15 protein-coding genes are annotated in these 12,657 nt (G+C 64.2%); 2 read left to right on the top strand and 13 right to left on the bottom strand.

Annotated elements, in window-relative coordinates; genetic code table 11:
• Position 1 precedes the first annotated feature (1 nt).
• Positions 2-940, top strand: coding sequence for a helix-turn-helix domain-containing protein (locus tag ACOZK4_RS23310; protein ID WP_421594085.1), 939 nt, complete (start codon positions 2-4; stop codon positions 938-940).
• Positions 941-961: 21 nt separating this feature from the next.
• On the opposite strand, the gene ACOZK4_RS23305 is transcribed toward ACOZK4_RS23310, so the two are convergent.
• The 11 genes from ACOZK4_RS23305 to ACOZK4_RS23255 all read right to left on the bottom strand — a co-directional run bounded on the left by ACOZK4_RS23305 (position 962) and on the right by ACOZK4_RS23255 (position 10,760).
• On the bottom strand, positions 962-1,354 hold the full coding sequence (locus tag ACOZK4_RS23305; protein ID WP_421594084.1) for a nuclear transport factor 2 family protein: 393 nt from the start codon (positions 1,352-1,354) through the stop codon (positions 962-964).
• Positions 1,354-2,136, bottom strand: coding sequence for a MoaF C-terminal domain-containing protein (locus tag ACOZK4_RS23300; RefSeq protein WP_421594083.1), 783 nt, complete (start codon positions 2,134-2,136; stop codon positions 1,354-1,356). Before ACOZK4_RS23300 ends, ACOZK4_RS23305 begins: the two co-directional genes overlap by 1 nt.
• A gap of 12 nt (positions 2,137-2,148) precedes the next feature.
• Positions 2,149-2,937 (bottom strand): SDR family NAD(P)-dependent oxidoreductase, encoded by a 789-nt coding sequence (locus ACOZK4_RS23295; RefSeq protein WP_421594081.1) that lies wholly within the window; start codon positions 2,935-2,937, stop codon positions 2,149-2,151.
• A 153-nt stretch (positions 2,938-3,090) separates the two neighbouring features.
• On the bottom strand, positions 3,091-3,909 hold the full coding sequence (hpaI, locus tag ACOZK4_RS23290) for a 4-hydroxy-2-oxoheptanedioate aldolase (RefSeq protein ID WP_421594080.1): 819 nt from the start codon (positions 3,907-3,909) through the stop codon (positions 3,091-3,093).
• A 9-nt stretch (positions 3,910-3,918) separates the two neighbouring features.
• The gene (gene hpaH, locus ACOZK4_RS23285) at positions 3,919-4,722 is read right to left on the bottom strand and encodes a 2-oxo-hept-4-ene-1,7-dioate hydratase (protein ID WP_421594079.1); all 804 of its coding nucleotides are present in this window, start codon (positions 4,720-4,722) and stop codon (positions 3,919-3,921) included.
• Between the two features lie 2 nt (positions 4,723-4,724).
• Positions 4,725-5,603: a fumarylacetoacetate hydrolase family protein gene (locus ACOZK4_RS23280; protein WP_421594077.1), complete on the bottom strand. Its 879-nt coding sequence runs from the start codon at positions 5,601-5,603 to the stop codon at positions 4,725-4,727.
• A 15-nt stretch (positions 5,604-5,618) separates the two neighbouring features.
• Positions 5,619-6,599: a 3,4-dihydroxyphenylacetate 2,3-dioxygenase gene (hpaD, locus tag ACOZK4_RS23275; RefSeq protein WP_421594076.1), complete on the bottom strand. Its 981-nt coding sequence runs from the start codon at positions 6,597-6,599 to the stop codon at positions 5,619-5,621.
• Positions 6,600-6,687: 88 nt separating this feature from the next.
• Complete coding sequence (hpaE, locus tag ACOZK4_RS23270; RefSeq protein ID WP_421594074.1) at positions 6,688-8,205, bottom strand: 5-carboxymethyl-2-hydroxymuconate semialdehyde dehydrogenase; 1,518 nt, start codon at positions 8,203-8,205, stop codon at positions 6,688-6,690.
• Between the two features lie 11 nt (positions 8,206-8,216).
• Entirely contained in the window at positions 8,217-8,603 is a 387-nt protein-coding gene (locus ACOZK4_RS23265) for a 5-carboxymethyl-2-hydroxymuconate Delta-isomerase (protein ID WP_421594072.1), read from the bottom strand.
• 74 nt (positions 8,604-8,677) lie between these two features.
• Complete coding sequence (locus ACOZK4_RS23260) at positions 8,678-9,190, bottom strand: flavin reductase (RefSeq protein ID WP_421594071.1); 513 nt, start codon at positions 9,188-9,190, stop codon at positions 8,678-8,680.
• Between the two features lie 10 nt (positions 9,191-9,200).
• Positions 9,201-10,760 (bottom strand): 4-hydroxyphenylacetate 3-hydroxylase N-terminal domain-containing protein, encoded by a 1,560-nt coding sequence (locus ACOZK4_RS23255; RefSeq protein ID WP_421594070.1) that lies wholly within the window; start codon positions 10,758-10,760, stop codon positions 9,201-9,203.
• Between the two features lie 95 nt (positions 10,761-10,855).
• On the opposite strand from ACOZK4_RS23255, the gene ACOZK4_RS23250 reads away from it, so the two are divergent.
• Positions 10,856-11,737: a helix-turn-helix domain-containing protein gene (locus ACOZK4_RS23250; RefSeq protein WP_421594069.1), complete on the top strand. Its 882-nt coding sequence runs from the start codon at positions 10,856-10,858 to the stop codon at positions 11,735-11,737.
• Here ACOZK4_RS23250 and ACOZK4_RS23245 read toward each other — a convergent pair whose 3' ends face one another.
• On the bottom strand, positions 11,738-12,022 hold the full coding sequence (locus ACOZK4_RS23245) for a DUF2218 domain-containing protein (protein WP_421594068.1): 285 nt from the start codon (positions 12,020-12,022) through the stop codon (positions 11,738-11,740).
• On the bottom strand, positions 12,022-12,582 hold the full coding sequence (locus ACOZK4_RS23240) for a PadR family transcriptional regulator (protein WP_421594067.1): 561 nt from the start codon (positions 12,580-12,582) through the stop codon (positions 12,022-12,024). The genes ACOZK4_RS23245 and ACOZK4_RS23240 overlap by 1 nt, the downstream gene beginning before the upstream one ends.
• Between the last annotated feature and the right edge of the window lie 75 nt (positions 12,583-12,657).

The raw sequence follows: 12,657 nt of genomic DNA, 5'->3' as shown, positions 1-12,657 counted from the left end.
CATGGGCACGCTTTCGCCGCTCGAAGCCGCAACCGGCACGGATGTTCGCTTCGTCGCCCGCCGGCTGTTCGGCTCCGTGCGGCTGCATTTTTCCGAGGGGCGGGAGCGGGCGAGCCGCATCGTTTCAGCAAAACTCGGCCAGTGCCGGTTGACGCGGCTGAATGCGGAGGCGCATCTGGTCGATGGCAGCCGTGTGCTGTCCGATGGCAACAGGCCGGATATGATCAAGCTGATCATCCAGCCGCATGGCCGCTCCCTCTTCCATCAGGGCGGCTGCGATCTGACCGTCGGTTCGCAGGCCCTGGTGATTTACGATCCCGCCTACAGCTACCGGCTCGAAAACCCCATGCCCGTCGAGGTGCTGATGTTGCAGGTGCCGCGCGAGACGTTGCCGCGTGCGGTGGTCGGACGCCTGCGCCGGCCGATGGCAGCACCACTGGCGCCCGGCGGGCTGCAAAACATTCTGCTCTCGATGATGCAGGGGGCTGTGGTCGAGATGGACCGGCTCGATGCCGCCGGCCGCGAAAGCCTCGGCCGGGCGATGGCGGATCTGACGCGCACCATCATCACCGATTGCTCGCTGGCCGACCACCCGACCGATGCGCCGCCGCTGGCTTTGCTGTTCGATCGCATCAAGGCTTACGTGGCGGACAATATCCAGCGCACCGATCTCGATGCGTCTGATATCGCGCGGCGCATGGGCTGTTCGGTGCGCTATGTCTATCGGGCCTTCGAGGCGCAGGGCCTCACACCGGCCGATTTCATCTGGGAACAGCGCCTTCAGACGGCGGCCGAAGCGCTGCGCAACCGTCCGGTCCGTCCCGGCTCCATTGCCGAAGTCGCCTTCGAATTCGGCTTTTCCTCCAGCGCGCATTTTTCACGGCTCTTTCGCCAGCGCTATGACAAGACGCCGTCGCAATGGCGGGAGGCGGCGGAGTGATCCGCCGCCTCCGTGGGTGCTTCAGGCCTGCATCGCCTCGGCGACGCGCAGCGTGTCGGTGAACTGCTCGAAGCGGCGGATCTTGTCGTCCGCCACGCCCCAGACATGCACGACGCGCACATTGATCGCCTTGCCGGTCGCCTTGTAGGCGGCCGTGTAGTTGCCGATGGCGACCACGTCGTTGCCGGTATCGAGAAGGCGCTCCAGCGTGAAGGTGTAGCCGTCCCAGGCCGCACCCAATGCTGCGAAGACATTCTGCACGATGGCATCGGGACCGACATAGGTGCCGGCGCAGGGAAAGCCGTCCATTTCGGTCCAGCGGCAATCCTCGGCGATATCGGCGAGCATGCCGGCCATGTCGCGGCGGGCATTGGCGTCGTAGTGGGCTTTGACGATGTCGTAAGCGGTGCGCATCAGACGGGTGCCTCGCCGGGCTGGTAGAAGGTTACGGAGGCCTTGCGGATGAAGGCGCCGGCATTGCTGTTCTGGACCGCGCCCTCACCGTTGATGCCGAGGAACTTGCCCGTCGAGCGCATGTCGGCGAAGTTGTAGAAGAAGGTGGAGGCGACCGGGATCTTGAACTCGCGGAAGGTGAAGATGTACTGCCCCTCGGCGAATTTGTAGGTGGTGGCGAGGTCCACGTCGCCATGGCCGCGCTGCACGCCGACCAGGCACTGCCAGGCATAGCGCTTGGAGGACAGGTAGGTGTGCTCATAGACATGGTTGGGGCTGTAGGTGAAATGGGCGCGCAGGCCGATCAGGTCGCGCGTTTCCTCCGGCACAATGCCGCTCGCTTCGCCGCCGGCAATCACGCCCGGCCGGAAGATCTGGCCGACCTGCGGTTCGCCCACCGTCTCCTCCTTCGAGCGCACGATCGAGAGGATCGACAGCGCGCGGCGGGAGGCGAGGTTGAGGATGACGGTCTCGGCTTCGAGCGGTTTTTCGGCGAAGGCGATCTCGACGAAATAGGTGTCGGGGGCGACCTCGACCACCTCGACGCTGTCGGTGCCTGAACCGGAGGCGTCGTTCCAGGTCACCTTGTCCTTGATGAAATCGAGGGCGAGCTCGCGGCCGTCATCGAAATGGACGGTGTGTTTCGTGCCGGCCAGCGCTTCGGTCAAAGGCAGGCGGTTGGTGTCGATGCCATAGGCGAACTGGTCGTAGGTCTTCCAGTCCTTGGGGTTCTGTTGAGCCATTGAAATTCCTCCTCAATCGACAAGGGCCAGCGTCGGCAGGTCGACGGTGGTGGCGCCGCCGTCCACGGTCAGGATGGCGCCGTTGATCATCGCGGCTTCGCCTGACGCCAGGAAGCAGACGGCATTGGCGACCTCCTCCGGCGTTGCCGGCCGGCCGAGCGGCACGTCCTTGGTGACCAGCGCATAGGCTTCCGCAACCGAGTTCAGCTTGAACTTCTCGATGACCATCTGCATCTCCTCGTCCGCCATCGGCGTCGAGACCCAGCCGGGGCAGATGGTGTTGGTGCGCACCCCGAAGCGGCCGTAGTCGCGTGCGAGCGATTTCGCGAGCCCGATGCAGGCGTGCTTCATGGTGACATAGCCGGCGGCATCCGGTCCGGCGAACAGGCCCGCGATCGACGACAGGACGACGATGTTGCCCTTGGAACGCATCAGGTGCGGCAGCGTCTCACGCGCCGAGACGAAGGCGGTGTTGAGGTTGAGCCGCGTGGCGAGCGCCCAAGTCTCGTCGCTCATCGAGACGGTCGGCCCCATGCCGTGACCGCCGGCATTGGCGATCAGGATATCGATGCTGCCGAATTTCTCCGCCGTCGCCGTGACGGCGGCCTTCATGCTGGCGGTATCGGCCGCATCCGCAGCGAAAACGGCGGCGCCGATCTCCTCGGCGACGGCCTGCAACGGCTCCGGCCGTCGGCCGACCAGCGCCACCTTGCCGCCCTCGGCGGCGATGCGCCGCGCGACGGCGGCACCGATACCCGTGCCGCCGCCCGTGACGATGGCAACCTTGTTGTCAAAACGCATGGTTTCCTCCCTTTTCCGCATTGATCATGCAGCGCCGGGGCCATCGCGTCGCGTCCGGTTCTGCACATTCTCTTGTCCAGGGCTGCACCCGGCTGCCCGCCGGGAGATGCGGCTCCCACAAACAAAAAGGCGGCCCGCCGGGCCGCCTCTGGTTCAATAGACCTTTGCCCCTGCCGGCGCCGCGGCCGGCTCGGCGGCCGGCTCCGCGGTTTTGAAGTCGGCGAGCAGTTTCGTCGTAGCATTGGCGAGCAGCGTCACATCGTTGCCGATGGCGACGAAGGTGGCGCCAAGTTCGAGATAGCGCTTGGCAAGGCCGAGATCGCCGATCAGGATGCCGGCCGCCTTGCCATGCGACTGGATCTTCTTCAGCGCCTTCTCCACCTCGGCCTGCACCTCAGGCGCACCGGGTTTGCCAAGGAAACCCATATCGGCGGCGAGGTCGGCCGGGCCGATGAAGACGCCATCGACGCCCTCGGTGCCGGCGATGTCATCGAGCGCTTCGAGGCCGGCGCGGCTTTCGACCTGCAGCAGCAGGCAGACTTCGTCATTGGCCGTCTGGAGGTAATCCACCGTACGGTTGAAGGCCGAGGCACGCGCAAGGGCGGCACCGACGCCGCGTACGCCATGCGGCGGGTAACGCACGGCCTTCACCATCGCCTGCGCCATCGTCTTACTGTCGACCATGGGGATCAGCAGCGTCTGCGCGCCGATATCGAGCAGCTGCTTGACGATCCAGGTCTCGCCGATCGGCGGGCGGATGACGGCGTGGCTTGAAGACCCCTTCATCGCCTGGAGCTGCGAGACGAGCAACGGCACGTCGTTCGGCGCGTGTTCGGCGTCGAGCAGCAGCCAGTCGTAACCCGCCTCGGCGCAGATCTCGACCGTGTAGGGATTGGCGAGCGCCTGCCAGAGGCCGATCTGCGGACGGCCTTCCTTCAGCGCCTGCTTGAAAGGGTTTTTCGGGGCGGGCATCGAAACCTCCTATGCGAAGAACAGGCTGACCGTGCCGTAAGGACCGAAATCGCCTGATATCGTGTCGCCATGGCGGGCCTCGACGGGGCGGATGAACGAGCCGGCGAGCACGATCTGCCCCGCCTCGATGCAGTCGCCATATTGTGCAAGGCGGTTGGCGAGCCAGGCGACGCCGCGGGCTGGCTGGTTGAGCACCCCGGCGCCAAGGCCGGTTTCCTCTACTTCCGCATTGCGGCTGACGATGGCGCCCATCCAGCGCATGTCGATCTGGTCGGGACGCACGGCGCGCCCGCCCGTGACGATGCCGGCATTGGCGGCATTGTCGGAGATCGTGTCGCAGATGCTGCGCGCCTTCTTCGTCTCTGGATCGACGCGCAGGATGCGCGTGTCGAGGATTTCGAGCGCCGGCGTCACGTAGTCCGTGGCGTTCAGCACGTCGAAGGCCGTCACGCCAGGGCCTTTCAGCGGCGCCTTCATCACAAAGGCGATTTCCGCCTCGACGCGCGGCTGGATGAAGCGGTCGGCCGGCACGGTGGCGCCGTCCTCGAAGACCATATCGTCGAACAGCACGCCGGAATCGGGAATGTCGATATTCAACGCATATTGCATGGCCTTGGAGGTGAGGCCGATCTTCCAGCCGATGACCTTGCGGCCGTCGGCGATCTTCTTCTTCACCCAGGCACCCTGGATCGCATAGGCGTCGTCCATGGTGATGCCGGGGTGTTTCAGCGAGAGCAGGCCCGTCTGGACGCGCGTGCGCTCGGCCTCATCGAGGCCAAGCGCTGCGGCGCGGATCTCGTCTTGCGTCATCATGGTCAGAAAACCTCGTCGGCGATGGTGTTGCGCAAGAGGCCGATGCCCTCGGCCTCCACTTCTACCACGTCGCCCGGCTTCAGCCAGATCGGCGGGTCGAAGCGTGCACCGGCACCCGTCGGCGTGCCGCACACGATGACGTCGCCCGGTACGAGTGTGGTGAAGGTGGAGATGTAATTGATGATCTTGCGGAAGGAGAAGATCATCCGGCTGGTGCGATCCTGCTGGCGCACCTCGCCGTTGACGCGGGTTTCGAGCTTGATGTCGGCGAGCTGGCTTTCGTCCTTATAAGGCACCAGCCAAGGGCCGATGGAGCCGGTGGCGTCGAAATTCTTGCCCTGGGTGACGTTGAATTTCGCATGCCGCACCCAGTCGCGGATCGTGCCCTCGTTGCAGAGGGTCAGCGCCGCGATATGATCGAGCGCATCCGCCTCGGCGATACGGCGGCCGCCCTTGCCGATGACGATGGTGACCTCGCCCTCATAGTCGAGCTGCGGGCTTTCCGGCGGACGGATCAGCGGCCGGTCGTGGCCGGTGAAGGAGCGCGGGAAGCGGATGAACAGCGACGGGTTGGCGGGCGCCGCCTTGCCGTCCTTGTATTCCTCGTTACGATCCGGAAAATTCACGCCGACGCAAATGATCTTTTCCGGTGCCGGGATCGGGATCTCGTAGGTGATCTCGGAGAGCAGGAAATCCGGCTGGCGATCGGCCGCAGCTTCGACGAGTTCGTCGAAGGCGTTGGCCTCGACCACTTCCCGCAGTGTCGGGAAGCGATCGCCGAAACGGGCGGCGAGATCGATGACGCCGTTGCCCGTGACCAGGCCATAGGCTTTGCGCCCGCCCGTGGTGAAGCTCGCAAATCGGGGGTGGTTCACGTCCATGGTCTGATCCCTTCCTTACGGCGCGATGATCGGCTGGGACTTCAGCTTGGCGTCCTCAGGCTCGACGCCGGCAAAGAGGCTGCCGTGCTCGAACCAGGACTTCGGTGCAGCGGCGCCCCAGAGCGTCTGGCGCTGCGGGTCCTTGAGGTCCCACTTGATGGGCTCGAGATCCGGGTCGACGGTCTGGTAGTCCGAGCAGTAGATCTCGATGCGATGACCATCGGGATCGAGGATATAGAGGAAGAAGGCATTGGAAATGCCGTGGCGGCCGGGGCCGCGCTCGATGTTGGAGACCCAGCCGGTCGTCGCCATGAGGTCGAGCAGGTCGATGATGTTGAGCGGCGTCGGCACCCAGAAGGCGGTGTGGTGCAGGCGGGGCCCGCGGCCATTGGTGAAGGCGATGTCGTGCACGCCGCCCTTGCGGTGCGTCCAGGCGGCCCAGAGGCGGCCGGTTTCGGCATCCTCGGTATATTCCGTCACGCGGAAGCCGAGCTCGTTATAGAAGGCGACGGAAGCGTCGACGTCGGGCGAGAAGCAGTTGAAGTGATCGATACGCAGCGGCTTCACGCCGCGATAGAGCGCGTATTTCTGGTGGATCGGCGGCAGGCGTTCCATCTTGGTGTAGAATTCCAGCGGGATGCCCATCGGGTCACGCGTGCGGAAGGTGCGGCCCTGATAGGGACGCTCGACCCATTCCACCGGCAGGCCTTTGCCCTTGAAGAAATGCACGGCCTTGTCGAGATCGTCCTCGTCGAAGACCTTGAAGCCGAGGTCGCGGGCCTCGGGCTTGTCGGACTTCTTTAGCACGATGCAGTGATGGCCGCGCTCTTCCATGGCGCGCAGATAGATCGTGTCGGCGGTCTCGTCCGTCACCTGCAGGCCGAGCGTATCGACATAGAAGGCGCGCGACTTGGCAAGATCGGTGACGCCGAATTCGACATGGCTGAGGCGCACGATGTTGAAGGCCGGGTAGAGATTGGGCTGGGGTACGGGCATGTTGTCCTCCTCAAGCCCGCCTCAAGAAACGAGGACGGGCGCAGTCTATGAACAAGCGGGATCAGCCGCCGAGTTTCGGGCCGGCGGCTTAACCGCCGAGTTTCGGGATCGCGTGGGCGCGGATGGCGAAGGCGATGTTCTTCGTTTCCATGTAGAAATCGAAGGACCAGTCGCCGCCATCGCGGCCGATGCCGGAATTCTTGACGCCGCCGAAGGGCGTGGGCAGGTGTCGGACGTTTTCCGAGTTCACCCAGATCATGCCCGCATCGAGATGATCGGTGAAGCGGAAGGCGCGGGTGACGTCAGCCGTCCAGAGATAGCCGGTGAGGCCGTACTGGACGTCGTTGGCGAGTGCCAGCGCCTCGGCCTCGTCCTTGAAGGGGATGGCCGTCAACACGGGGCCGAAGATCTCTTCCTGGGCGATGCGCATCTGGTTGTTGGCGCCGGTGAACAGTGTCGGCGAGACATAGCAGCCGCCGCCGGGCCCGGCGAATTTCTCGCCGCCGGCTGCAACCGTCGCGCCCTCGGACTTGCCAATCTCGATATATTCGAGAACCTTCTTCTCGTGCACCGGATGGATCAGCGGGCCGACGACCGTTTCCGGGTCGAGCGGATGGCCGACCTTGATGCGCTTGGCCTTTTCCGCGACCAGCCCGGTGAATTTGTCATAGATGCTCTCTTCCACCAGCAGGCGGGAGGAGGAGGTGCAGCGCTCGCCGTTCAGCGAATAGATCATGAAGACGGCAGCATCCGCGGCGCGTTCGAGGTCCGCATCGGCGAAGACCACGACGGGGTTCTTGCCGCCAAGTTCGAAATGCACGCGCTTCAGCGTGTCGGCGCCCTGCTTCATGATCATCGAGCCGGTGCGGCTTTCGCCGACAAAGCCGATCGCCTTGATGAGGGGGTGTTCGGTCAGTGCCTTGCCGGCATCCTCGCCGAAACCGTTGACGAGGTTCCACACACCTTTCGGCAGGCCGGCGCTTTCGGCGATCTCGACGAGCAGGCGGGCCGTCAGCGGCGAGAATTCGGCCGGCTTGTGCACGATGGTGCAGCCGGCGGCGAGCGCAGGCGCAATCTTCCACGTGGAGAGCATGAACGGCGTGTTCCACGGCGTGATGATACCGACAGGGCCGATCGGCACGCGGGTCGTCATGTTGACTTGGTTTTCCGTGCGCAACGTCTTGCCGTCGCGGGCTTCCGGCGCGCGGTCGGCGAAGAAGCGGAAGTTTTCAGCGCCACGGAGAGCCGCCTTGGCCATGAAACGCAACGACTGCCCGGTATCCATGCATTCGACGAAGGCGATTTCTTCGGCGCGGGCGACGATGGCGTCGGCGACCTTGTGCAGGAGTTTCTTGCGCGTGTCGCCCGGCATCGCAGACCATTCCGCGAAGGCGGCCTTGGCGGCCTTGGCGGCACGGTCGATATCGGCGGCCGTGCCCCGCGCCACCGTCGCCAAAGGCTTCAAGTCGATGGGAGAGATGCTTTCAAAGGTCGCGCCGTCGCCGCCGCCCACGTCTTCGCCGGCGATGCGGTTCAGTACGCCCTTTTCCTTGAAGCGGGCGAGATAGGTTTCCGCCTTCGCGATGTTTTCCTGAAGTTTCGACATGGGGTTTCCTGTTATTTGCCGCGCAGGCGCGGATGAATGGCGTTCTTCTTCCAGCTCAACTCCGCGTCGATCTCACGGATTTCGAGCGAGAGCGCGAAATGCGGCGTCTCGAAAAGAGGAGCGAGCAGCCGGCCGGCGGTGGAAAACAGCGCCTCGCCGGTGCGCTTCTTCTCTTCCGCGCTACGGCACTTGCCGATGCGTAGGTTCAGGTCGATGAAGGCGTTTTCCGCCAGCCGGTCGGCGATGGCATAGTGATCGGCCTTGAGGGCGCGCACACGCACGGCGCCAACTTCGAAGAGCCCGGTTTCCAGCAGCGTTTCGAGAAGCGCTCCGCAGAGCGCGTCAAGGTCGGTGCGGCCTTCGAGATTGGCCGAATATTCGACGGTGAGATGCGGCATTGTTCCTCCCCACATGCAGTCTTTTATTTAACATGTTAAATAGAGGAGCGCTTGTCAAGAGGATTGTATCGTCATCAGCCGCCGAAGCTGCCGGTCTGGGTCGGCACATGCACATAGTTGCGGTCGAAATAGATGAGCGCATGCCCGTCGCGCCTGCTACGGATGTCCACGACCTCGCCGATGAGAATGTTGTGCGTGCCGACGAGCCGCGCTTCCGTCAGCCGGCAGTCGAAGGAAACGATGGCGTCGGTCAGCGCCTGGTTGCCGGAGGGAAGGTCCGTCCAGGTCGCATCGGCATAGCGTGCCTCCATGTCGGCCCGCTGGCCGGCGAAGGAGGCGGCCAGCGTCTTGTGTTCCTGGGTGAGCACGTTGACGCAGAAACGGCGGTTCTCGATGAACAGGCCGGTCTGGGCCGAACGGCTGTTCATGCAGACGAGCAGCGTTGGCGGCTCGTCCGTCACGGAGCACATGGCGGTGGCGGTGAAGCCGCCGCGACCGGCGGCTCCCTTGGTGGTAATCACGTTGACGGGCGCGCAGACCCGGGCCATCGCATTGCGGAATTCGGTCTTGGAGATGGTAAGGTCCATGGCCCCGCCCTCATTCGGCAGCGTTGCGCAGGGCGTCGTCGCCAAGCGGCGGCAGCCAGGTGTCGCCCGTCCAGCCGGTCTCGTCGTAATCGGCCATGCACTGGTCGACGAGGGCTTCCATCTCCCGGAGACGTCCGCCGCGCTCGGCACCCTTCAGCACCTGCAGGCGAACCTCTTCCGGCGCGCCGGCATAATTCAGCTCGTAGAGCGCATGGCGGCCGCCGAATTCCGTGCCGGTCGCATCCCATAAGAGTTTCATGATCTTGATGCGCTCGATATGGCCCATATTGTCGGAGCCGCGGACATATTGCGCGAGATAGCGGTCGATCTCCGGATTGGCGAAATCCTTGGCCGAGGAGGGCAGGTATATGAGGCCCGAGGCGACGGTGCGGCGCACGATGTCGATGACCTTCGGATAGGCTTCCGACATGAAGGTGCGGTAGCAGAGCGCAGCCTCGAGGTTCGGCAGCACGGCGCCGTTCGCCCAGGGGATCGGGTTGTAGGCCATGGCGTTGGAGAAGGCCCAGAACTGGTGGCGGATCGCGATGACCTCGCCGAGCATCGCCTGGTTGCCGCGGAAGGCATCGCCGCCGGTGGCGCGCAGCGCCTTGGCAAGCAGACCGGCCAAAAAGTCCATCTTCACCGCCAGGCGCGTGCAGCCCTGGAAGCAATAGCCTTGCATGAAGCCGGAAGCCGGGTGGAAGGACAGGATTTTTGCGGCATCGCGCAGCACCAGCACGTCTTCCCAGGGCACGAAGACATTGTCGAGCACGAGGATCGCGTCGTTCTCGTCGAAGCGCGAGGACAGCGGATAGTCGAACGGGTGGGCCGCCGTATTGGCCGTCTGCTCGTAGGAGACACGGCAGAACATTTTCACGCCCGGCGCATTCATCGGCAGGATGAACATGACCGACAGTGACGGGTCTTCGGTGACGGTCGCCGAGCTCTGGGCGAGGAAATTGTAGTGCGTCAACGCGGAGGAGGTGGCGACGACCTTGGCGCCGGAGACATAGATGCCGGCATCCGTCTCCTTGGTGATGTGCACGAAGACGTCCTTCACCGCGTCCGCCGGCTTGTGGCGGTCGATCGGCGGGTTGACGATGGCGTGGTTCATGAAGAGCACGCTTTCCTGTGCGCGCTTGTGCCAGGAAAGGGCGTTGTCCTTGAAGGGGCCGTACCAGTCGGCATTGGCGCCGAGCGTGTTCATCAGCGCGGCCTTGTAATCCGCCGTGCGGCCCATCCAGCCATAGGACATGCGCGCCCAGTCGGCGATCGCGCCCTGCTGGGCGACGAGATCGGCCGAGGAGTGGGCGACGCGGAAATATTTGTGCGTGTAGCCGCCGGAGCCGGTATCGGTCGGCGAGGTCAGCCGTTCCTGACGCTTGGGATCGTGCAGCGCATCATACATGCGGGCGATGGAGCGGGCGGAATTGCGCATGGAAGGGTGGGTGGTGACGTCGGCGATGCGTTCGCCGTTGATATAGACCTCGCGTCCGTCCCGAAGGCTTGCGAGATATTCGGCGCCGGTGAACGGCCGGGTCTTTTCGCTGCGATGATCTTCCGCGCGCATGGGGTGGTTCTCCTCAAAAATCCTGACAAATGCTAGGTCGGGAACAGCGGATGCGCCATGGACAAAGCGGGCAATTCGCTGGTACTTTTTCCGGCATGACCGCGAGCCGCGATGTTCCAGCCTTTTTCGTCTACGGCGAGCCGAGCCGCGCGCTCGATGTTGGCTTCCTGCATGTCGAAACGGTGATGGAGCGCAAGAGCTTGCATTTCGGGCGGGTCGCGCCGCACAAACACCCGCTGATGGGGCAGCTGACCTATTGGTTCAAGGGCGCGGGGCGCTACCAGATCGAAGACCGGACTTGGAATTTTTCCGCTCCGGCGATCAGTTTTGTGCCGAGCAACGTGGTGCATGGTTTCGAGGTGGACGAGCAGTCCGACGCCATCGTCGTGTCGATCTCCGACGATCTCTTGAGCGCCATGGCATCGCAGGTGGACCTGTCGCTCGCCGCACCCGTGCTGCTCTCCGGAGAGGCCGATGCGCCGGGTTTTTCGCGCATCAGCGCGCTGCTCTATATGGTGATGGACGAGTATCGCGGCGGTGCCGCGGCGAGCCAGCGGGTCATGGCCGGGCTGATTGGCGTCGTGCTGTCGCTGATGGCGCGGCTTGGCGGCACGGTCGGTTTTGAGGCGGCAGCACCCGTGGTGGCGCTCGGGCTGGAGCTGCGCCGGGCGATCGACCGGCACTATCGCGAAGACTGGCCGGTTGGGCGCTATGTAGAGACCCTGGCGACGACGTCCCATCTGCTCGACAAGGCGGCGCGCGCGGTGTTCGGCCAGACGGTGAAGGACATGGTGCTGGAGCGGCGCCTCTTGGAAGCCAAGCGCCTGCTGCGCTTCACCATCCGTCCCATGGAGGATATCGGCCGGGAGATTGGTTTCGAGGATCCGGCCTATTTTTCACGGTTCTTCCGCAAGCGGACGGGTTTTTCCCCCTCGGACTGGCGCCGGCAGAATTCGGAAGCCGCCGGCGCCAATTGATCAGGCATCCTGCCAGGTCGGGGAAAGCTCTTCGCGGAAGGCGAAGCGCACGAGGTGGCGGATGACCACGTCCTTCAGCTGCTCCATATCCTCGGCATTGGGTGCCGTGAGGTCGATGCGCAGCGCGCCGTTCTCCGTCTTCAGCCGGCATTCGCCAATCGAGAAGGTGATCGATCCCGCATGTTCATCGAAGGTGACGGTGAGCTTGTGGGCAAAGTGCTTGCAGAGCTGCTGCAGGTATTTGCTGGCATGCTCGGTCGGGATGGCGGTCGTGCTTGTGGTCATCAGCTTTTCTCCACGGTTTGGGCGGCAAGGTCGAGGGCGGCGGCGATGGCTTCGGCTGAGGCCGCATCGAGATCGCCGCGTTTCAGGCGCAGCCGCAATGCAAGTTTCAGGTTTTCCATGCCGCGAACGACGGGGGCGGGCACGCCCTCGCGGCCGCCGGGGCCTCCGCCGCCGGCCCGTGCCATCAGGTCGTCGATGGCAGCGCGGTTGGCGGCGAGGAAGGCCTTGCCATCAGGCGTGATGCTGTAGCGTTTGCGCCCGCCTTCGGCCGGCTCGATGGCCGCATAGCCCATGTCGTCGAGCCAGGAAAGCGTCGGATAGACGACGCCGGGGCTCGGGCTGTAGCTGCCGCCGAAGCGCTCCTCGACGGTCTTGATCAGTTCATACCCATGGCTCGGCGCATCCGAGATGATGGCGAGCAGCAGCAGGCGCAGTTCGCCATAGTCGAAGAGGCGTCCGCCATGACGGCCGCCCCGGCCGGGACCGTGATGCCGGCCGCGATGGAAGGGACCCGAACGGTCGTCGGGCGGTGAAAAGTGGCGGTGAGGGCCGCATCCCATTCTGTGTCTCATGGTTCCGATATAAATCTCGATATATCGGAAATCAAGATATATCGAGATTTATATCTTTCAAAA

Origin of the sequence: Shinella sp. M27, from assembly GCF_049199905.1 — a bacterium.
GTDB lineage: Bacteria > Pseudomonadota > Alphaproteobacteria > Rhizobiales > Rhizobiaceae > Shinella.
The sequence above is the reverse complement of the archived record's forward strand: the minus strand, read 5'-3'. Positions and strand labels throughout refer to the sequence as shown.

Excerpts from the sequence above, each read along its gene's own strand:
- ACOZK4_RS23310 (WP_421594085.1), top strand. The coding sequence starts at position 2 with ATGGGCACGCTTTCGCCGCTCGAAGCCGCAACCGGCACGGATGTTCGC.
- ACOZK4_RS23305 (WP_421594084.1), bottom strand. The coding sequence starts at position 1,354 with ATGCGCACCGCTTACGACATCGTCAAAGCCCACTACGACGCCAATGCC.
- ACOZK4_RS23300 (WP_421594083.1), bottom strand. The coding sequence starts at position 2,136 with ATGGCTCAACAGAACCCCAAGGACTGGAAGACCTACGACCAGTTCGCC.
- ACOZK4_RS23295 (WP_421594081.1), bottom strand. The coding sequence starts at position 2,937 with ATGCGTTTTGACAACAAGGTTGCCATCGTCACGGGCGGCGGCACGGGT.
- hpaI (WP_421594080.1), bottom strand. The coding sequence starts at position 3,909 with ATGCCCGCCCCGAAAAACCCTTTCAAGCAGGCGCTGAAGGAAGGCCGT.
- hpaH (WP_421594079.1), bottom strand. The coding sequence starts at position 4,722 with ATGATGACGCAAGACGAGATCCGCGCCGCAGCGCTTGGCCTCGATGAG.
- ACOZK4_RS23280 (WP_421594077.1), bottom strand. The coding sequence starts at position 5,603 with ATGGACGTGAACCACCCCCGATTTGCGAGCTTCACCACGGGCGGGCGC.
- hpaD (WP_421594076.1), bottom strand. The coding sequence starts at position 6,599 with ATGCCCGTACCCCAGCCCAATCTCTACCCGGCCTTCAACATCGTGCGC.
- hpaE (WP_421594074.1), bottom strand. The coding sequence starts at position 8,205 with ATGTCGAAACTTCAGGAAAACATCGCGAAGGCGGAAACCTATCTCGCC.
- ACOZK4_RS23265 (WP_421594072.1), bottom strand. The coding sequence starts at position 8,603 with ATGCCGCATCTCACCGTCGAATATTCGGCCAATCTCGAAGGCCGCACC.
- ACOZK4_RS23260 (WP_421594071.1), bottom strand. The coding sequence starts at position 9,190 with ATGGACCTTACCATCTCCAAGACCGAATTCCGCAATGCGATGGCCCGG.
- ACOZK4_RS23255 (WP_421594070.1), bottom strand. The coding sequence starts at position 10,760 with ATGCGCGCGGAAGATCATCGCAGCGAAAAGACCCGGCCGTTCACCGGC.
- ACOZK4_RS23250 (WP_421594069.1), top strand. The coding sequence starts at position 10,856 with ATGACCGCGAGCCGCGATGTTCCAGCCTTTTTCGTCTACGGCGAGCCG.
- ACOZK4_RS23245 (WP_421594068.1), bottom strand. The coding sequence starts at position 12,022 with ATGACCACAAGCACGACCGCCATCCCGACCGAGCATGCCAGCAAATAC.
- ACOZK4_RS23240 (WP_421594067.1), bottom strand. The coding sequence starts at position 12,582 with ATGGGATGCGGCCCTCACCGCCACTTTTCACCGCCCGACGACCGTTCG.